This is a genomic window from Nocardia niigatensis NBRC 100131, from assembly GCF_000308655.1.
Classification (GTDB): Bacteria; Actinomycetota; Actinomycetes; order Mycobacteriales; family Mycobacteriaceae; genus Nocardia; species Nocardia niigatensis.
In genome coordinates this window covers 143,164-162,455 of the sequence record NZ_BAGC01000002.1, presented here as the reverse complement: position 1 = coordinate 162,455, position 19,292 = coordinate 143,164, and the positions used below count along the sequence as shown (strand labels likewise).

Sequence of the window (19,292 nt, the reverse complement as noted above, 5' to 3'; positions counted from 1 at the left end):
GTCGGCGGGGCTCCACGGAACCCCAACCCGAGAGAGCCCGCCATATGTCTTCGCTTCGCATGCGAATCAGCCAGGGCAAGCCCTGCTATCAACTTCGCTTCCGCCACAACGGCAAACAGACCTCCGAGACCTTCGAGGACCCGACCGCCGCGGCCCGCTGGCAAGAAATCCTCGACGCGGTCGGACCGGATGAATTCCTGAGACTGCTCGACAGCGAGCGGGGTGCCAAGGGCACCGGTGCGCCGCCACTTTCGGTCGCGGGTGAGGAATACATCACCAATCTCACGGGGATCGAGAACGGCACGCGCAAGCGGTACCGCGCATTCATGCGTAACGACGTGCTCCCGTTCTTCGGAGATATCCCGTCCTCGGCGCTCGGCGAGCTCGGGGTCGCCCGGTGGGTCAACTGGCTACAGCTGGAAGTCGGGAACAGTGCGAAGACCATCGCGAATAAGCATGGTTTCCTGTTCGCGTTGTGCGCGTCGCTGGTCAAGAAATCCATCCTGACCACAAACCCGTGCACCGATACCCAGTTGCCGGAGATCACGGCGGCCGAGATGTGTTTCTTGGACGCCGACGAGTTCGCCGCGCTGTGGCAGGAGATTCCCGAGCGCTGGCGACTGCTCGTGAAATTCATGGTCGCCGCCGGCACTCGGTGGGGCGAGACGACCGCGCTGCGCGTCGGCGACGTCAACCCTGTGCAGAACACCGTGCATGTGCACCGGGCGTGGAAGTACACCGGCGGTAAGCGGATCCTCGGCGCGCCGAAGACCAAGCGGTCGAATCGATACCTGAACCTCGACGCGGGCCTCGTCGCCGAGCTGCCGCTCGATGGGCGCAAGCGCTCGGAGTTCCTGTTCGTGAACGACAACGGTGATCCGATCCAGATCACGAGCTTCTACAAGGGCGTGTGGGTGCCCACGCTCGACACGATCCACCGCGACGCCCGAGATCCCCTGCACGGGAAACGGCCTCGGATTCACGACCTTCGCCACACCTGCGCGTCGTGGATGCTGATCGGCGGTGCGCCGCCGCACGTCGTTCAGGCGCACCTGGGGCACGAGAGCATCACGACCACGGTCGACCGGTACGGGCATTTCGATCGCCGGTCGGCGACCGCCGCCGCGGCCATGGTCGCCGCCAAGCTGCCCGGCGCGAGCGCGCCGGCGCCCGGCGGTCCGGCGCCCGACGAGCCGAAGCCCGTGACGCGCTTCCGGTTCCCAGGCCTCATCGAGGCGCGCACACTCGCCGCGTGGCTGACCGAGCGGATCGATGTGCATGTCGAGTACGAGCGGGTCGCGAGCACCGGCGAGCGTGGCCAGTGGCAGGACTGGATGTTCTCGTGGCGCGATGGGCCGACCGATGACGAGGTACGAGAGTTGATTTCGGAGGTCGTCGAGTCCTCGCCCTACGGCGGGGCCGCGGATATCCGGCTGCTGCGGGTTCGCACCCTGTTCCGTGTGAAGTAGGGCCAGAACGAGAACGAGGGCCGCCCCGGCGGGGGCGGCCCTCGTCGCGTCTGAATCCTGATGTGTCAGGCCGGAATCACATATGCCCGGCCGAACCACTCGCCGATGACAGCGGCATGCAGGTGTCCGGCGACCGCGCGGTCGCCCTGCACGGCCATCGTGGCGTGCAGGTGTACCTTGCCGTCGCGCACCTCGCCGCAGCCGTGCATTTCGGCAGGAAGAACGTACCGGTTGACGATGTCCGCGCTCGCGTCGTGCGCCGGCATCGTGGAGATGGTGAATTCGTCAGCGGCGCCGATGAGGGACACGATCGCGGCATCGGTGATGCCGGCCTCGCGAATCTGTGCCTCGAGCTCGCTGATCAGCTCGCCGTTCTTGATCTCGAAAACCTGCATCTCTCAACGCCTTCCGATGTGGGGAGCCATACGCGCCAGCATCGTAGCCGCGCACCAGCGGGCCCCGGCATCGTTCGGCGCAATCGCCTCGGTGGCGAAGCGTTGCGCGGCGAGCTGCACGGCGGGCAGCCGGGCCGGGTCTGCGACATAGGCGGCGGCCGTGGCGTGGTCGACGCCGAGGACGCGAGCGGCGACCGCGGCGAGGTAGAGGTCGCGCACGGCCTCGTCGTGCTCCAGCACGGTCGCGACGTGCTGCCCGAGCGATTGCCCGGGAGCCTTGGCGACGATCCCGAGAGCGTTCACGCGGGTAATGGCACTGGATTCGCCGACGGACCACCGGGCCAGCTTGTGCCACACCGGACGGTCGACGGCCGCGGCGATGGCATGGTCGAGTGCGTTCGATGTCTGGACGGAGGCCAGCGGGCCCGGGTCGCCGCCGGACAGCGATGCGCCGAGGTCGCCGATCAACGACCCGTTGGTAGCAGCGAGGGCGACGGCACCCAGAAACATCCGACGATTCACATCGTCATCATGCCCGCCGGACAGACCTACGCCTAGAACTCGTTCATATTCACCAATGACGCTCTTGGTCACAGGTTTTCGGCCGGTCTCGACCAGGCTGATATACGACCTGGACAGATAGCACCTCAACGCGAACGCGTCGAGGCTGAGCCCCGCCTCCCGACGCAGCTCCCTGAGTTGATGCCCCCTGATCACGGCGACTCCCGGAAGAAGTAGACGCGAGTAGACCCCGGCGGTCGCCGGATGTGCAGGACGCTACTCCTACGTCGAGCCGCCGGGGTGTTGATGGCCCCCTTTCGAATTCCCTGGCGGCCCGGCGTCCGATCGGGGACAGGAATAGCCATGCGGATACAACCAACGGCATTGGGCTGGCTTGACATTGGCGTGACGGAAACGCCGGATTGGGATCGGCCTCAGATTCGACGACTAGCCCGACATCTCGGCTACCGTCTGGAGTGGGCGCCGGAGGTTCTGACGATCCCGCTCTGCGATGTGGTGCGCGAGGCTGACGTGGACGCTCTGATCATTCCGCGCCCGGAACACCTCGACCCGCTCATGCTGAACGCGCTCTTGTCGCTTGTGGACGTCGAGTGTGTGCTGCCGCGGATGAGCTTCGCTCGCTGGGCGCTCGCGCAGCAGGGGAGTCGGAAATGACCGGTCTCGGACCGGCTTTCGTGATCAGACTCGCGCATTGGTCCTGAGGTTCGCGAGTCGGGTGAAGAGCAATGTCGGTGCCACTCCGACCGACATCGCGTGCCAGCCCGACCAGGACGGCTAACAGTGCGCGATTTTCGCGGGATACCTGATCTGCAATGTTCGTGCCCGCACCCACGGCTGATAGGGACAACATGACGCACAACCACCCGGACAGGTCCGGGCTCGACCCGGAATCTCTCGCCGCGCTGCCCACCCGGCCGCGCGGGCCGTCCACGGCAGACTTCAAGTCCAGGTTCGGCGGCGGTGACGGGCCCGGGCTATCCGGCGGCGTGGCGGGCGTGCACGAGGCCGTGACGATGCCGATGGCACCGGTGACGCCTGCCGCGCTGGCCACGCCGGGATCAGTTGCGCCCGAGAAGAAGAAGGGCAACCCGGTCGTCGGTTTTCTCGTGCTCGCCGTACTCGTCGCCGTGCCGATCATTGCGTTCACCAGCTGCGGATCGGACAACCACGCCTCGCACTCGGCCGAAGCGACTATGCCCGCGGCGAAGGCCGCGCCGTCGATGAGCGCGGTCCCGGATCCGTTGGACCGGGACGCCACACCCTCACCGGGGTTGTCGTGCGCGGATGTCGGCGGCGTATTTGAGAAGCACGGAACCGATGGGCGCGGTAGTTGCATATCGGCCGACCCTCGGCCCGAATGCCACGTGCGTACCGACGCGCAGCCTCCGAATTACCTTGCGGAGGTGACGCTTTCGCCGCCGTTTCCGAACGGGACGGTCAGCTATCCATTCCTGATCGGAATGGCCAGCAACGCGAACTGTTGGAAAGTGCCCGCGAACTGACAGTCGGGCACGGGAGGCAACGCAAAACAGCCGCCCCCGTAGGTAGCGGGGGCGGCTGTTTTGTCCGCTAGTGCGGAGTACGGGAGGACGGTATCACGCGCGGCCGTACGTGCTGAGCATGTAGAAGGCCAGGATCATTTGCAGGAGCCACATTTTCGCCTCCTCTCAGCTGGGTACGCGGTAGGCGGATGGCACGACGTAGATCAGCAGGTCGGGGGGCACGACGATGCCGACGAGCTCGCCGACCGCGGTGTCGGATCCGGTCCCGGTGTCGAAGCCGTGCACGCCCGGAGTCCCGGCATCGATGGCGCTGCCGGTGTCGGTGGCCGGGATCTGGACCGCGACAATCGATGCGTCCAGGCCGCTGCCGGTATCCGGTGCTCGGACGGCGAGGGACTGCACGTCCGAACCGGTGCCGGTGTCGGCGGCAGGGGTCTTGGCCGAGACCGTCGCCGATTCCGCGGCGCTGCCGGTGTCGGCTGAGGTCGGCCCTGACAGCTGGGTGTCAACGCCGGTGCCGGTGTCGGTGACCGGCACGGCCAGCTGTGCCGCGTCGGTACCCGCGCCGGTGTCGGGGGCGGGCAGGAGCTCGGTGAGGGTGATCGATTCCGTGGCCGATCCGGTGTCGGCCGACGGCGCACCGATGCTCTGGCTTCCAGTGCCCGAACCGGTGTCGGCGGCGGGGATCTGCGCGGCCCCGACCGCCGAGTCGGCCCCGGCCCCGGTATCGGAAGCGGGGGTTGCGATCGTGGCCGCGTCGGCACCACTGCCGGTGTCGCCCGATGCCAGGCGCACAGCTTGGGCGTCGGCGCCGCTGCCGGTGTCGGAGCTGGCGGTGATCGCGACGACGGTGGCCGCCTCGGCGCCTGATCCGGTCTCGGCCGCCGGGATCACGGCCAGGGTGGCCGCGTCGGTGCCGGTGCCTGTGTCGGCCGTGGCGATCTGCGCGGCGGCGAGTGCCGAATCCGCGCCAGCGCCGGTCTCGCCGGAAGCAGGGACGGCGACGGTTTGTGCGTCCGTGCCGCCGCCGGTCTCCGCGGCGGGGATGGTCGCAGTGATGCTGCTGGCCTCCGCGGCGCTGCCGGTGTCCGATGAGGTCGGCCCCGACAGCTGGGTGTCGACGCCGCTGCCGGTGTCGGCGGTGGACACCCTGGCGCTCTGAGCCTCGGCTCCGGCCCCGGTATCGGCGGCTGGGATTGCGATCGTGGCCGTGTCGGCGCCACTGCCGGTCTCGGCGGCGGGAATGGTGGCGACGACGGCGACGCTGCCCTCGGTGCCGGTGCCGGCGTCGGGTGCGTTCGGTCCCGCGGTCGCGGTATCGCTGCCGCTACCGGTGTCGGAATCGGGGATCGCGGAACCGGCCGGCGTCAGGATGCCGATGAAGGCGATAGCGGGCAGGAAGACGTAGTTGGAGCTCGGCAGGGTGCCGGTGACGCTCATGCTGCCCGTGCTGACAGACCCGTTGGTGTCAGTGAGGGCGATCGCGTACGAGCTCGTGTTGGTCGCGCCGTGGATGGTGTCGGCGGGGCTGAATGTGGACCAGGCGCTGACGCTGGACAGCGAGGAGTCGCCGATACCCCACGCGCACAGGCGCCAGCCGCCGCTCGTGGTGTCGCTGACCGATGGTGTCGCGATCGTCGAGGCTTGGCCGCCCAGGGTGTAGTTGGTGACCTGGAACGGGCTATTTGTGGACGCGCCGCTGTAGGCGGTGCAGGTGAGAAGCGTTGCGCCGCTGAACGACATGGACAGACCGCCCGACCATGGCGCGGTCGCCACTACCAGGCGCAACGTGCCGTATGGGGCCGTCTGGGTTTGATTACAGGCGGTGGTCCATCCCGTGGGGACCGTGATCGTCGTGGCCGATGGTGCGATGGCGACAACGACGAGAAGATCGCCGGTGGTCGATCCGGTGGGGGCGGTGGCCGTGGACGTGCCCGTCGTGGCTGTTCCGCGTAGTGCGATCGCCATATGACCACCACCTCAATCTGTCACCGAAACCTACTGTGCGAGAGACTGATTCAGCTCTCGGTGATGGTGCACTGCGCCGTCCAGGACGCGCCGGACGTCTTGGTGCCCAACGAGGCGATCTTGTGGTTGATCATCACCACACCGGTCGCGACGGAGGCCAGAGTGCCACCGGCCGTGATGCCGCCCGACCCGTCGCCCAAGCACCATTCGTTCCACGCGAAGTTCGCATTACCGCTGCCGAACGTGCAGTAGCAGGTGATGAGCCCGTTGGACTGGGTGGGGTAGGAGGTGTCGGCCTGCTGGTAGTAGGCGGTGGTCGTGCTGCCGTTGCCGCCGAGTGCGGTGTCGCCGACGAGGGCCGCGGTGGACGAACTGCCTACGCCCACAATGGCATCGGTGTGGTTGAAGGCGTTGCCGCCCGCCCCTTCGAACAGCTGCGTGAGCAGGTTGAGCCCCGCGGTGGTCATGAGGTTGCCGACCTCGTGCGCCCAATCGTCGGGCTGCACGCCGTGGCGGGCGAAGTCCTCCCAGATCGGCTCGACGCCGCCGTTGAGGTCGTGCTGGACCTGGCGCACGGTCTCGGCGTGGAACTTCGCGACCGTCATCTCGGTCTGCCAGCGGTCGACCTCGATCGGGCGGCCGTCCATGTGCAGCCAGCTGTGTGCTACGGGCATGACAAATTCTCCTGTTTCATTGCGTGACAAAGTGATTCAGCGGCTCAGCGCTGCTGTACGACGACATTCACCGACTGGTCGTCGGTGCGGCCGGCGCTCGAGGTGATGCGGTTGGTGACCAGAGCGGTTCCGACCGAGAAGGCGGTGATCCACGTCTTCGTGGTGGTGGGCGTCGCCGACTGGCTCGACAAGCCCAGCGATTGGCTCCCGGGGATCCACAGCGATGAGGCGATCGTCTCGCCGCCGGTCAGCCACTGCGACCAATCCAGCTGCCACGGGCGCACATCGCTCGGCGACATGGTGATGGTCGGGATCTGGTCCGCGGTGAGCGGGGCGACCGGCGCACCGAACGGGAGCCGCCAGCCGTAGAGCTGATAATCGGCGAGCTGGGAATCGTCGATCCACATCGGCGTCGACACGGTCATGCGGCCCAGCGCGTCGAACACGTCACGGACCACGGCGATAGCGGTCATGGGCTATGTCGAATCGCGCAGTGCCGCACGGTAGGGCGTCGTGTCCGCCCCGAGTGCGTCCAGATGGCGCAGGGTGTCGCCGCAGACGCTGGCCAGCGCGTCGAGTTTGCGCTCGACTCCGGCGAGCTGGGTTTTGACCTCCCGCAGCTCGCCCCGCAGCACCCGGTTGTCCTCTTGGAGGGCCTTTGCCAGGCCGCTGTGCATACCCGAGACGATCTGCGCCTCGGTGGCGTGCTGGACGTCGACCTGCGCGTCATCGAGGCGGCGATGGCGAAGCGCGGCGATGGCCTGGCCACCGACACCCGACAGGATGGCGCCGCCTGCACCACCCGCGCCCAGGTCGAACAGGGTGGTCCACACGCTCACTGTGGACCCCCGGCCGGTAGCTCGTGGGCGAGGGCGCCGGCGGCGTGTTCGACCTGCTGCACGACTGGCGCGGCTTGCGTGACGGCGGTATCGATGTCGTCGACCAGCGGCTCGTTCGCCACGAGGTACACATATGCCGGTTTCGCGATGCCGAGCACGCCGATCAGCACCGACGCGCCGACCGCGACGCCGTGATACTGGTCGGACACGAGTGTCAGAAGCGACACGATAGCCGTTGTCGCGGTGACCAATTCACCGAGACCGGCGGTGACGGCCTTGTAGTACGGGGCGATTTTGATCACGGCTTCTGTCCCTTCAATTCCGCGACGTCGGCCGCGATCTGGCGCACCATCGACAGCACGACACCTTCCTCGGTGATCAGTTCTGCCTCGCCGTCGACCGGGCTGAGGTTCTGGCCGGCTGGGTTCTTGCCCAGCTGCTGCCAGCCCGTCCCGCCGGGCCCGCGGAGCTGGTCCCAGATATCGCGCACCTTGGTGAGCAGTTCGGTCTGTTCGGCATCGGAAAGGGCCATGAATCCTCCTCTGGGTTGGCCAGTGAGCAGCGCGACCAGATCGGCCGTGCTGCCGCGAAAAGCGTTAGCGTCCAACGTGGTTCCATTGGTGAGCGCGCAGTCGGTGAACTGCCACATCACCGGCGATCCACCGCCGTACGGGTTCCATCCCTCGCCGGAGTCGCCGCCGGCCTGCTGGTAGAGGACCGACGCGTATCCGGCCGAGGAACTCGGGTACGCGGATGCGATCAGGCCCGGCACCTGCGAGAGGTCGGGGCTCCCGATCTGCTCCCAATACCATTGGGGCAGATAGGAAAGCACCACCGTGATTCCGACGGCATTGAAGGCCCGGACCAGGTCCCAGTAGTCGGTGAGAGTGCCCGAGTTGGCCTCGAAGTCGATCATCACCACGTTGCCGCCGCCGTTGGCCGCGAACTTCGCCACCTGCGCCGCTGGCGCACAGGAGGCGATCGCGTAGTGGTAGCCGATGATCGGCATTCCGCACGCGTCGGCCTGCGCCTTGTATCCGGCCCAATCGGGATCGGCGAAGTAGTCGCCCTCGGAGACTTTCATCTCGCACCAGGCGAAGCCCTCGCGCTGGATCTCGGCGAGGCTCAGGCCCGGGCCCTGATTGTTCGATATGTCGAACCCGTAGAGCGTCATTGGGTCGCCGCGGTGAGGAACTGCTCGGCGATCGAGGTGAACGCGCTGCCGAGGGTGGTGCCGATGAGGGTGCCCAGTGCCGCGCCCGCGGTGCTGCCGAGGCCGGTGCCGACCGGGCCGCCGATCGCGGTGCCCAGCGCCGCGCCGGCCGCGGTGCCCAGCGTGGTGCCGATACCGGCCGCGCCGGTGGTGATCGCGCCGGAGCGCAGGGCGTCCTCGGCGCTGGTGACGATTGCCTGCGCCAGGGCCTCGATCGCAGGCTCAGCCGGGACGATGGACAGATGCAGCTCCGGTGCCCACTGGTCGAGCGCGGCCTGGACCGCGGCGAACATCTGCTGTTCCAGGTTGGTGAGATCGCTCATGGGAGTGCCCTTTCTATGATGTTTCGTGCGGTCAGGCGGCGCTGACGAGCGCGCCCTCGAAATAGGTCAGGTAGCCGGATCCGGCGCTGGCGGAGCCGGTGAGGCTGCCGGAGTGGGTGACAAAGAGTGCGGGCGAAATCTGGTCGCCCGCTTGCAGATAGACGACGTTCGCGGTCTGCACGTCGCTGGTGTAGGTGTTGTCCGAGCCGCCGCCGTTGGGGATCACCATGCCGCAGCGGACCACGCTCGATGACGAGCTGCCCGATGGCCGCAGATACAGCCCGGCCGCGCCGGTCAACTGCGTCGCAGCCGAGAACGCGCCCGCGAAAGTCACTGTGTACCAACCGGTTTTCTGGATGGTGACGATTCCGCGCCCGGCGTCGGTGAGCGTGACATTCGCGTATTGGCGGATGGCGTCGAAGGTGCCTGCGCCGACTGGTGTCCATCCGCTGCTGCCCGGGAACGCCGTGGCGGCGTTGCTCTGGTAGATCGACCATCCGGTGCCGATCGTGGGCGGTGACGATACGTCCGCGGCGGCGAAACTCTGGATGTCCCAACCGGTCCAGGCGGATCCGAAGATGTCGACGGTCTGCTGGCTGAGCATGCCTACGGAGCGGTTCGACGAGCCGACCGTCAACTGCCCCGCGCTGTCGAGGTGCGCCAGCAGGGTCGCGCCATTGAGGGTCGCGGTGTACTGCTGGCCTGAGGCGGTGAGGGTGAGAGTGTTACCGACCGCGAGGCTGATCGCGATATTGGCCCCTGGCCAGTCGTGGAAGGTGAACGCACTGCCATTCCACGACCCGTATCCGAGATAGGCGTGATTGCTGAATACGTTGAGGTAGACAAAACTCGACATGTCCGCTGCGGCGCGCACGATCAGCGACGTCATCGCCTGCGTCGATCCGGTGGTGCCAGCGACCATGGTGACGGAGTGGTCGTCGGTGAGCATCGTGGTCGTGTTGACCGCGTACCGGGTGCCCGAGCCGTAGGCGTTATTCGGTTGGATACCGGCTACGTTGTTGCCCTCGGCCCACAGCGCGGTCGACATTCCGCCCAGAGTCCAGCCGGGCCCGATGTTGCCGAGCTGGGTGCCGGGGAACGTGACGGTGACCGATGCGCCGCCGACCTGGGACTGTTGCTGCTGGGTTTGCAGTGCGCTGATGGCCGCGGAGTTGGCGGCGATGTTGTTCTGGATGCCGCCGACGGTGCCGGCCACCTTGGTCGGGTCGCTGCTGCCGCCGGTGATGCCCGAGGCGATGGTGCCCGCGTTCTGGAGCGCCGTCGATGCCTGGTTTTCCAGGTTCGTCGCCCATGCTTGCAGGCCCGCGAAAGGATGCAGGTCCACACCGAACACGTTGATGTCGACCCCGGCGACCGCTGAGAGCACCCGGGCGAGCACCAGCTCGCCGAGCGCTGTCCCCGCGGCGGCCATGAATTGTGAGCTGGGCATTTATACCGCGTCGAGGTACACGCGAAGCTCGCCGAGGGTTTGGGTAGTCGTCCAAGCGGCCGAACCGTACTGCCGGACAGCCGATACGACCAGCTTCATCGCCGGTGTCTGCGCGGGCGATCCGGTCGGCACCACCACGACCGCCGGACTCGTATCGGTGGGTGCCATCGCCACGCCATAGAGCGGGGTGATGCTCACGTGCACTGGATTCGACGTGCCGGCCACCGATGGGTCGGGCCCGCGGCCGTAGGCGACCTGGGTGCCGGAGCTGGCGATTGTGGCATCGGCGGTCGTCGCAAGTCCCATCATCACCTGCGCGTCGATCCGCATGCCGGTCGCGCCGATCACCTCGAGATCGCCGTTCACCCTCGGCCGGTACCGGAAGGTCTGCGCGGGGATGGTGAAGTCGCAGATGATGCCGGAGGCCTGCGCCGAGGTCATCGACAGCGCGGTGAAGTTCGAACCCGGCACCACGAACAGCGGGACCGGCGGATAGATCGTCGCCCATGCACACAGCCCGGACGTCGAGTTGTACACCGGCACTTGACCATTGGCGGGGCTGTTGCTGAAGCTCGACGAGTTCAGGATGCTGCCCGCCGCACCCGCCGCGCCCGGACTGCCGACGGGCAGGCCAAGGGCGAGGTTGTAGGTCGAGGAGACACCGGGCGCGCCCGGGTCGGTCTCGGTGAGGATCGCCGTGGGCGTCGCACCTGCGGACAGGGCGGTCACGCTGCATGTCAGCTGCGGCGGCATCCCTGGCTGGCCATTGAGCCCCAACGGCATGTTGCTGCTGCCGCCCAGCGGCGTAATCATGATCGTGAGGATGCCGGTCTCGAGGAAGCTGTCGAAGTCGCGGCAGTTGATCTGCGCGTTGATGGTGTAGCTGCCATCGGGATTCTGCATGAAGCTGGTAATCGCCGTGTCCTCTCTAGTTCTGCGCCAACATGGCTGCGTTCAAAGCCTTTTGGGCGCCGTCGATGAACCGGAACGCGCGCACCATGGGCATCTCCTGGCCCTTCCCGTCGCCGACGGAAGCAACGATGGACGCGCGGGTCGTGCGATCGTCCTTACCGACGACCTTGGAGACGTAATCGGTGTAGAGGCGACCGCGTCTGATCACACTGACCGGTGTGTAGATGCCGTAATCGCGCCCGTAGACGTACTGGCGCTGATCGGTGATGGTCAGCTCTATCGCGCGGAAACCTCTTGTGTCGTACAGCCCTTGGGCACCGGCGACCAGAGTCGACGGTGTGAATGCCTGCGAGCCGGCGGCGATGAGCTTCTCGGGCCGCGCGAACTTGCCGAGCTCGTGCTGGCGGGCGAAATCAGGGAAGGGCTCGAACGCGAGCACCGTGTCGTCGAACACACCGCTCAAAATGTCGGGGGCAATGCCGGATGCACCCAGCACGGCCAGCAATTCCGAAAGCGCCAGCTCGAGCAGAAAATCGATGCCCTTGTTGACCCAGGTAGGACTTTTCCCGCCGGCGACGAGATTCCATGCCAGCGGATGATGACTGGTGACCCTGCACTTCTCGATGCCCGAGTACTTGGAGTCAGCGTCGAAAACAACCCAAGCCGGTTTGGCCAGCAGACCCAATGCTGTTGCCAGCGGCCCGTTTCCGTACGGGTCGGTGGCGTTGGGATCGTTCTGCTGCTGCTCGGCCGCCTGGACGCCGATCACCTGCATGATCTCGCCCAGAACAGTGTCCGCGAGCGCGACGGTTTCACCGATGAGCCCGGTGAGGAACCCCGCATCGAAACCGGTGACGTTCGAATAGTCCTGGCAGTCCATCACGATGCACGGCGTACTCAGCGTGAACCACTGCGGGCACGGCTGCGGGTCGCCCGGTTTCCAGAACACGGCGGTCGGCAGCACGCCGGTGCCCTTGATGGCCGGCTGTTGGAGGGTGTCGATCTCCTCCATGCGCGCGACGATCGCCACCCACGGCGAGGAGTCGGTGAGCGGGTTCAGCGGTACGACCACTGCGGGCAGCTCGTTGCCCTCGACGATCCCCTGTAGCCATGCGAGCGGATCGAGGATCTCCTCGAGTAGCTCGACCAACCCGAGAGTGACTGCGTAGCGGCCGATCTGCTCGGCCCACATCTCCTTGAGATTGGTGCAGGCCGGGCCGATGAATATCGCCTCTTTCGGCTCCTGCAGGATGCAGGGCAGCGTGAAATTCGGGTACACGCAAAAGGATTGGAACCAGGCCGTGTGCGCTTGCAGCTGCGCGGTGACGGTGCCGATGCCCTTCTCGTCGATGTCATCGCAGTCGTGGACGAACCCGGTGAACACCTTGTTGCCCTGGTTGTCGTAGATCAGGACCGTGACGACGGTGTAGTCGCAGGCCGCACACAGTGGCGCCCACGGATCGTCGCCTTTGAGCACCAGCGTCGCGGTGCCCAGCACCGTGTTGTTCTCCCACTCCAGGTCCAGATAGTCGTCCGCGACTCCCAGCGGATAGCCGTTGCGGTCGAGGATCTCCACCACGTATGCCGGTGTGCTGTAGTCGGGTTGCGCCGCGGCGATCGCGGCGTCGGCCTGGTCGAAGATCCTCGCTGGGTTGACCGTGGTGAGGTTGACCGGCACCGGCAGCGTCATTGCGGCCACCTGCGCAGCGGCGTGAGCCGGGTCAGCGCCGAGGTGACGCCCTGCTGAGATCCGGTGACAGAGATCGGGATACGGATCTCGTAGCCGCCCGGCGCGGCCGGAACCGGCCGCGAGAACCGGCCCGTGATCGACGGGTACAGGTTCGCGCCGGTGTTGATCTCGGTGACGGTCTGCACCGCCGGGTCGGTGGTCACGTGCACCAGCTGTCCGGCCCGTACGGGGATGGTGACCGTGCCGCTGCCGCCGTTGTCGCCGAGGGTGAACACGCCCGGACCCTGGAGCAGGTGTGTGGGGAATGCGGGCTGGTCGCCCCAATTCGTCACGCGCATAAAGCCATTCGGTGCGGCCAGATGCGGTTGCGTCGCCTTGATCGGGTCCACGAGGTTACCGGCACTGTCGGCAGTCATCACCGGCGAGCGGCTGTCGAAACTGCGGAACCAAGGGAAATCCGCGCGGGCTGCCCAGTTCATCTCGAAGCTGAGGTGGTTGCCCGCGGGCATGTCGTCGCTCATCGTCTCGAGATGGCGCATGTTGATCCACCAGTTGCCCAATTGCGAGGTGAACCAGGCCATCTGGATTTCGTTGCGCGGGTCCCAGCCGGTGAGCCAGTTGCGGAACACCCGCCGCGCGGCGCCGGGAGTGCGGCCGATGAACTTCAGCGTCATCTCGACCTCGGCCGCGTCCCAGGTCGTATCCAGCCGAGTGACACCGATTTGGTGTGCCCCCGCCTGGTCGAGGTGCTTGAAGAGCGGTTTGAACTTGATCTTCAGCAGCCGCACCCCTTCGCCCTGCGGCGGGCGCGGAGCCATGGGGCCGTCGATCTGCCAGACCTTCGCATTGGCGTCGTAGACGCGCACCCAGGCCAGATCGTCGAACTCGACGGACTGGCACACACCCAGTGGTGCGGGCCGCGTCAGCGCCACGGGCCGCGCGACACCAGCGGAGTCGGCACCCGAGCCGGTGTCGGGCGCTGAGACGGGCGTGCTCATCGGCCCCTCGCGTACTGGCCGACGGTGCGGCCGAGCCGGTTCGCCTCCGCCTGGTCGTCGCTGGCGGCGACCCAGGTGCCGATGCTGACCAGCGGGCCGCTACCGCTGTCACTGCGTCCCCGGCTCGCTCCCACCGGTTCGGGCGAACGCTGTTGCGCCAGTTGCGGATTGATCACCAGCACCTCGTTGCCCCCGGTCTTGTTGTTCACCAGCGACAGTCCGGGTGGGATGAGGCCGCCCAGGTCGTGGGTGGCGGGCAGCAGATCCGACAGGTCCTCGTCGGTCTTGGTCGATGGCAGGAACGGGCTAGCACCCCAGTTTGGTTGCTGGCCAGTGGTTTTCACCTGCGTGAGCTGCTTTCCGATACGCAGGACCGCGGACTTGTTCGGGTCGGCGACGATCGTGTTGCCCAGGCCGGTGCTGTCGAGGAACATCGTCGCGGCCAGACCGCCGGCCTTCTCCCCGGCCTGCTCGAACGTCATCCAGCCGCCGTTGGTGTCGTCCTTGGACTTCTTGCCGGTCGACGTTGCAGCCTTGTCCGCTTTTTCCAGATCCTCCTTGGCCCGCTTGCGCTCGTCGGCAGCCATCTGGCGGGCCTTCGCCGCCGCGTCGAGGTACTTCTGCGCCTTGCCGCCGACGTTGCCGGCGGCGTCCTGGGCCGACTGCGCCAGCTCCCGATCGTGCTTCGCGGCGTCCAAATGCTTCTGTTGCTCGGCGCCAGTGGTGAACGACGCGAGCTTGTCGGCCTCGGCCGCCGCATCCAGGTGGCGCTTGACCGCGTCGAGATGCTTTTGCTTCTCGGCGGGCAAGCCCTCCTTGTATTTGGCGGCCTCGGTCAGGAACTTCTCGGCCTCGGCGTCATGCTTCTTGGCGAGGTCGAGCTCTTTCTGTGCCGCCTGCTTGTACTTGGCGGCCTTGTCGGTCGGGCTCGCGCTGGTGAGCGGGTCGTCGCTCAGCCCTGGGTGATATGCCGGCTCGATCAGCGTCGGATCGAGGTGCCACTGCTCGACGAACTGGGCATCGAACGGGGACGCCGCCGACGAGCCCATACGGAGTTTCTCGCCGGTCTGACGCGCCTCGAAAGGCGTGCCCAAGATAGAGCCGGACATGTGGTGGTCGTTGACGCCCGCGACGAAGTAGTCATCTTTGGTCGCGCCCTTGATCATTCCGGGCCAGCCACCCGACATCATCGTATCGGTGGTGCCGACCCGGTGGTCGGGCTGTTGTCCGGTCGCGAGCAGTTGCGCGTCACCCACGAGGCCGGAGCAGTCCACACCCGAGCTGAGGTCGGTGCCGCCCCACTGGTACATCGTGGAGAGGTGGTCGCGGATCGCGTCGAGCGCGACCTGCAGCCCGCTCGATGCCCCGCTCGTCGCCGACAGGCTCGGATCTGCGGACATGCCCGTGTCGCCAGAGAATACGGAGTCGGGAGTCACGACCGGGTCCACAGACGCCGTCGGGCCAGCCGACAGCCCCGTGTCCGCCGAGATGCCTGAGTCAGCGGGCATGCCCGTGTCGACGGACAGATCCGGGACCGTCTCCGGTGCCGGCGTGAGTCCGCTGACGGACTCGGCCGGACCGTCGGCGTAGATGCCGCCGCGGGCGAAGCCCAGCACGTGCCCAACATCGCTGACCAGGTCCTTCGCACCGTGCACGACCGACCCCAGCTTGTCTTTGCCCCAGTCGACGAGCTTGCCGATCATGTGCTCGGGCAGCTGGAGGAGCAGCTTCTTCCACATGCTGTCGCTGCCGACCATGGCCTCGGCGCCCGTGACAGCGCTGCGGAGCTTGGTACGGAGCCACTCGGCAGGGTTGCTGGCACCGGAGAAGAAGTCGCCGACACCGTCGAAGATGCCGCCAGGCGCGAAATGGAATCCGTCGCCGCCGGAGCGACCGGAGAAATACCTGTTCGCTGCGTGCCAATTGTCGACGCCAAACCATTTCACGAATCCGGGTACCGCGATACCTTCGTCTTTCGACAATTTCGCGTTCACGTCGTCGTTCGGCCAGCCTGAACCCTGCGACACAATACCGGGCCCGGAATACACGCCACCGGATGCGAAATGCGGAATGCGCTCGATCTCGTTGCTGAGGTCCGGCAGATGGCCGAGCGCGCCACCGACTGTATCAGATGCTGAATCCCACATTTTCCGGATGCCGTCCTGGTAGATGTACCGCATCACCAGATATGTGGGTTCACCGAGGCCCTTTTCCAGATCATGCCAGGCATCGATCGCGACCTTGGCACCCCATTGGAATGCCTCGCCGACCGCGTGACCGGCATTTTTGATCTTCTCGGAGTTGTCGTGTACGAAGTCTCCGAGTTTGTGCCAGATGTCCATGAATTCGTGACCGATCCAGTCACCGGCCTTCTTCATCCAGTCCCAGGCATCCTTCACTGCATTCCGGAACCAATCGAAATGATTCCAGGCATATATGACACCGCCGACCAGCGCCGTGAGTCCCACGATCACCAGGCCGATCGGGTTGGCGTCCATGGCGGCGTTCAATAGCCACTGGGCCGCCGCCATACCCTTTTCGGCCACGCCGGCAGCGATCGACGCGCCCTCGACGAGCACGAAGCTCGCGACGACCTTCGCGTTCTGGACCACCCATGCCATAGCGGTCTCGCCCGCCGAGAGGACGGCGCTGGCCTTGGTCGCCAGGAACGCGCCGGCAGCCTTGGCCTGCATGCCGACCCAGCCCGCACCCGCGCTCGCCTGCGCCGCCAGCCACGCCCCGCCAGTTTCCACGGCCGAGGCTGCCGCACTCGCCTTCGTCGCGAGGAACGCGCCAGCAGCCTTGGCCTGCATGACCACCCACGCCCCGGCCGCCCGGGCGCCTTGCGCCACCCACGCCGCGGCCGACTGCACCGCCTCGACTCCGGCCCGCACTTTCGTGGCGACGAAATTCTTGATCGCAGTGGCTCTCGCCTTCCCGGTCCACTCCCACCAGCCCTGCGCCATGAGGCTGAGCCTCCTCGCGCCATTGGCTGCCGAGGAGAGCATGTTGGCCCCGGCTTTCGCTCCCTTCGCGACACCGCCGATGACACCCTTCACACCGCCGATCACGGTCTTCAGGCCCGACCAGGTGCCTTGGGCGACCTTGATCGTTGCCCAGGCACCGGCGAGGGTGCCGATAGTGGCGACAACACCATCGGCGGCGACCTTGTGCTTGTCGAGCCACCTGGCAGTGTCCTGGAGAACGCCGAGGAACTTCGTCGCTACCGGTAGGAGATCGGTACCGACCGCGATCGCCATCGACCCGACCGACGCCTTGGTCTGGGCCAGCTTCTGGTTGAAATTGCCTTGGACATCGGACCATCCGGCGATGTCGCCGGACGCTTCTGGCTTCGCGCCCTCGATGCCGGCTTTCGTCTTCTTTGTGTCGTCGGCATTATCGGCGGTGATATCCATTGCCACCGTAGCCCCGGCGACCGTGCCGGTTACCTTGCTCAGTGCATCCTGATAGGTCTGGATATCGGATTTACCGGACTTCAGCACGGAATTGAAGCCGTCCGCTTTCTTCTCCAGCGCCCACCATTGGTCGACCATGTTCTTCTGATCGACCGCCAGGCCGCCGCCCGTTTTCCGGAACTCCGCGAACGACAGCGTGCCGTCCTTGACCGACTGTGCGACTGCCTGCGCCGCGGGCGGGAGGCCGTCGAACATACGCTTCGCGTCTGCGACTACCAGCTTGTTCTGGTTGAACGTGTCGATGACGATCTGCTGCGCCGGAGTCATCTTGTCGTGGATCGCCTTGGCGAGCATGTCCATCGTGCCCGTGAGTCCGCGCTCGCCGAGGTGCTGCTGCACGTCCGCCGACGAGATGCCGAACTGGGCCATCTCGTCGGTCATCTGCTGCGTCGGGGACGACAGATGCCGGATGGCGTCGGTCATATTCTCGGTGGACTGCTGGGCCGACTCGCCCGTGCGGGTCATCATCGCCAGCGTGGCGTAGGTGTCGTCGAGCGAGATGCCGGCCGCGTGCGCGGCAGGCTCGACCGAATGCAACGCGCCGGAGAATTCACCGAGGGTCGTCTTGCCGTTGCTGACCGCGGCGATCATCTTGCTCATAACCACGGCCGACTGGTCCGGGGCGATGTTGAAATCGTGCATCGATGTCGTCAGGGCATCGGTGACGTCCTTCAGGTCCGCGTTCTCCTGCCGCGCTCCCTCGCTGGCGGCCTTCAGCAGCTTCAGGCCCGCTTCGCCATGAAATCCCGCGGACTCGATCGTGTACATGCCCTTGGACAGTTCCTCGGCCGACACACCCACTTGGCCGGCCATGTCCAAGATGCCCTTGGAGACCTTCCCGAGCTCGTTCTGATCCTCACCGGCGGTGGTGACGAGGCGTGTCTGGCTGGCTTGGAAGTCGCCCGCAGCCTTGATCGACTCGCCCATGCCGAAGATCAGGCCGCCGACACCGACCGTCGCGGCAGTCTTGAGTGCCGTGGACATGGTGCCGGACGACCTCGCCAGCGCGTCCTGATTGGCCGCGAGCGCGTCCTGTTTGGCCGCGAGCGCTTCCATGGCGCGGGTCTCGTCGAGCGCCGCCGTCTGCGCGACACCGCTCGCGGTAGCGGTGTCGCGCTTGGCTTTTGCCAGATTTTCCTCGGCACGGATGTATTGCACCGAATCCTCTGAGAACTTCATGCGGACGTCGTTGAGCGCGGCCTCTTTGATGCGGACGCGCCCCGCGGCGTCGGCAGCGGCGTCGTGCGCTTTGACCGCCCGCGCCGAGGCTTGCTCCAGCACTGAGATGCCCGAGTTGACCTGCGCCTTCATCGTCTCGACGGACTTCGCGGTCGCGGAGGTGGCCTCGCGGGAAAACATCCCGGAGAACGCCTTACCCGCCTTCTCACCCGCTTTTTCGGACTCGACGACGATCTTGTCGGCTTCCGCCGACATGCCCACCATGCGGGGCAGGATGTCGAACCAAACGCCTTTCACGCCTCAATCCCCTGTTCTGCGCGGACGCGCCGCGACAGCTCGAGCATGGTGAGCTCGCCCCGGAACAGCGCGGTCCCGATGTCGTGGGTGATCACAGCGGAGTTCTCCTCGATCTCCCGCTGCCGCTGCTCCTCGAGGCGCCGCTGTTCCTCTTGGGCCTGCTGCTCGGGCGTGCGCTTGCACTCGGGCGCCGGAATCGGCTCGAACTTGCGCGGATCTGTCTTCTCGCGGTCGCGATAGACGTTGAACAGCAACGCATCTGACGAGCGCCCAGAGTTGGCGATGTCGCGCAGCAGATGCTGATCGAGCGTCCATGGATCCGCGCCGAGCTCCACCCACGTGTCGCATGTGTCCGGCAGTCCCTGTATGAGGACGTGCAGCCGCC

General features: G+C 66.4%; 18 protein-coding genes and 1 pseudogene. 3 read left to right on the top strand and 16 right to left on the bottom strand.

Going from position 1 to position 19,292, the window contains the following annotated elements; genetic code table 11:
* Positions 1 to 44: 44 nt before the first annotated feature.
* The gene (locus tag ON33_RS01325) at positions 45 to 1,469 is read left to right on the top strand and encodes a tyrosine-type recombinase/integrase (RefSeq protein ID WP_083868509.1); all 1,425 of its coding nucleotides are present in this window, start codon (positions 45 to 47) and stop codon (positions 1,467 to 1,469) included.
* A gap of 65 nt (positions 1,470 to 1,534) precedes the next feature.
* Here the strand turns inward: ON33_RS01325 and ON33_RS39245 are convergent, their stop codons facing one another.
* The 3 genes and pseudogenes from ON33_RS39245 to ON33_RS44320 all read right to left on the bottom strand — a co-directional run.
* Positions 1,535 to 1,864: a PCC domain-containing protein gene (locus ON33_RS39245; RefSeq protein ID WP_083868508.1), complete on the bottom strand. Its 330-nt coding sequence runs from the start codon at positions 1,862 to 1,864 to the stop codon at positions 1,535 to 1,537.
* Positions 1,865 to 1,867: 3 nt separating this feature from the next.
* Positions 1,868 to 2,386 (bottom strand): hypothetical protein, encoded by a 519-nt coding sequence (locus ON33_RS01315; protein ID WP_245550250.1) that lies wholly within the window; start codon positions 2,384 to 2,386, stop codon positions 1,868 to 1,870.
* Positions 2,387 to 2,419: 33 nt separating this feature from the next.
* Positions 2,420 to 2,581: pseudogene (locus tag ON33_RS44320) on the bottom strand (helix-turn-helix domain-containing protein); the annotation flags it as partial.
* A gap of 147 nt (positions 2,582 to 2,728) precedes the next feature.
* Here ON33_RS44320 and ON33_RS01310 point away from each other — a divergent pair.
* Both ON33_RS01310 and ON33_RS01305 read left to right on the top strand, forming a co-directional pair.
* Positions 2,729 to 3,040: a hypothetical protein gene (locus ON33_RS01310; protein ID WP_040853847.1), complete on the top strand. Its 312-nt coding sequence runs from the start codon at positions 2,729 to 2,731 to the stop codon at positions 3,038 to 3,040.
* Positions 3,041 to 3,234: 194 nt separating this feature from the next.
* Positions 3,235 to 3,888 carry a hypothetical protein gene (locus ON33_RS01305; protein WP_157184375.1) on the top strand — a complete coding sequence of 218 codons (654 nt, stop codon included), beginning with the start codon at positions 3,235 to 3,237 and terminating at the stop codon, positions 3,886 to 3,888.
* A 165-nt stretch (positions 3,889 to 4,053) separates the two neighbouring features.
* Here ON33_RS01305 and ON33_RS37855 read toward each other — a convergent pair whose 3' ends face one another.
* Genes ON33_RS37855 through ON33_RS01225 form a run of 13 tightly spaced genes read right to left on the bottom strand, consistent with a single transcriptional unit; the run spans position 4,054 to position 19,242 of the window.
* Positions 4,054 to 5,856 (bottom strand): hypothetical protein, encoded by a 1,803-nt coding sequence (locus ON33_RS37855; protein ID WP_051151514.1) that lies wholly within the window; start codon positions 5,854 to 5,856, stop codon positions 4,054 to 4,056.
* Between the two features lie 50 nt (positions 5,857 to 5,906).
* A complete protein-coding gene (locus ON33_RS01280; protein ID WP_157184374.1) occupies positions 5,907 to 6,530 on the bottom strand; it encodes a hypothetical protein in 624 nt (207 codons plus the stop codon).
* 44 nt (positions 6,531 to 6,574) lie between these two features.
* Positions 6,575 to 7,003: a phage fiber-tail adaptor protein gene (locus ON33_RS01275; RefSeq protein ID WP_040853831.1), complete on the bottom strand. Its 429-nt coding sequence runs from the start codon at positions 7,001 to 7,003 to the stop codon at positions 6,575 to 6,577.
* A 3-nt stretch (positions 7,004 to 7,006) separates the two neighbouring features.
* Positions 7,007 to 7,369, bottom strand: a complete 363-nt coding sequence (locus ON33_RS01270; RefSeq protein ID WP_157184373.1) for a hypothetical protein — start codon at positions 7,367 to 7,369, stop codon at positions 7,007 to 7,009.
* Entirely contained in the window at positions 7,366 to 7,671 is a 306-nt protein-coding gene (locus ON33_RS01265) for a hypothetical protein (protein ID WP_040853827.1), read from the bottom strand. The genes ON33_RS01270 and ON33_RS01265 overlap by 4 nt, the downstream gene beginning before the upstream one ends.
* Positions 7,668 to 8,543, bottom strand: a complete 876-nt coding sequence (locus tag ON33_RS01260) for a GH25 family lysozyme (protein WP_051151512.1) — start codon at positions 8,541 to 8,543, stop codon at positions 7,668 to 7,670. The genes ON33_RS01265 and ON33_RS01260 overlap by 4 nt, the downstream gene beginning before the upstream one ends.
* A complete protein-coding gene (locus ON33_RS01255) occupies positions 8,540 to 8,905 on the bottom strand; it encodes a hypothetical protein (protein ID WP_040853826.1) in 366 nt (121 codons plus the stop codon). The genes ON33_RS01260 and ON33_RS01255 overlap by 4 nt, the downstream gene beginning before the upstream one ends.
* Positions 8,906 to 8,936: 31 nt before the next feature.
* A complete protein-coding gene (locus ON33_RS01250; protein WP_040853825.1) occupies positions 8,937 to 10,355 on the bottom strand; it encodes a hypothetical protein in 1,419 nt (472 codons plus the stop codon).
* Entirely contained in the window at positions 10,356 to 11,258 is a 903-nt protein-coding gene (locus ON33_RS01245; protein WP_040853824.1) for a hypothetical protein, read from the bottom strand.
* Positions 11,259 to 11,283: 25 nt separating this feature from the next.
* Complete coding sequence (locus ON33_RS01240) at positions 11,284 to 12,957, bottom strand: Gp37-like protein (protein ID WP_157184372.1); 1,674 nt, start codon at positions 12,955 to 12,957, stop codon at positions 11,284 to 11,286.
* Positions 12,954 to 13,955, bottom strand: coding sequence for a hypothetical protein (locus tag ON33_RS01235; RefSeq protein ID WP_040853822.1), 1,002 nt, complete (start codon positions 13,953 to 13,955; stop codon positions 12,954 to 12,956). The genes ON33_RS01240 and ON33_RS01235 overlap by 4 nt, the downstream gene beginning before the upstream one ends.
* Entirely contained in the window at positions 13,952 to 18,907 is a 4,956-nt protein-coding gene (locus tag ON33_RS01230; RefSeq protein ID WP_157184371.1) for a phage tail tape measure protein, read from the bottom strand. The genes ON33_RS01235 and ON33_RS01230 overlap by 4 nt, the downstream gene beginning before the upstream one ends.
* Positions 18,904 to 19,242, bottom strand: coding sequence for a hypothetical protein (locus ON33_RS01225; protein ID WP_040853817.1), 339 nt, complete (start codon positions 19,240 to 19,242; stop codon positions 18,904 to 18,906). The genes ON33_RS01230 and ON33_RS01225 overlap by 4 nt, the downstream gene beginning before the upstream one ends.
* Positions 19,243 to 19,292: the final 50 nt, after the last annotated feature.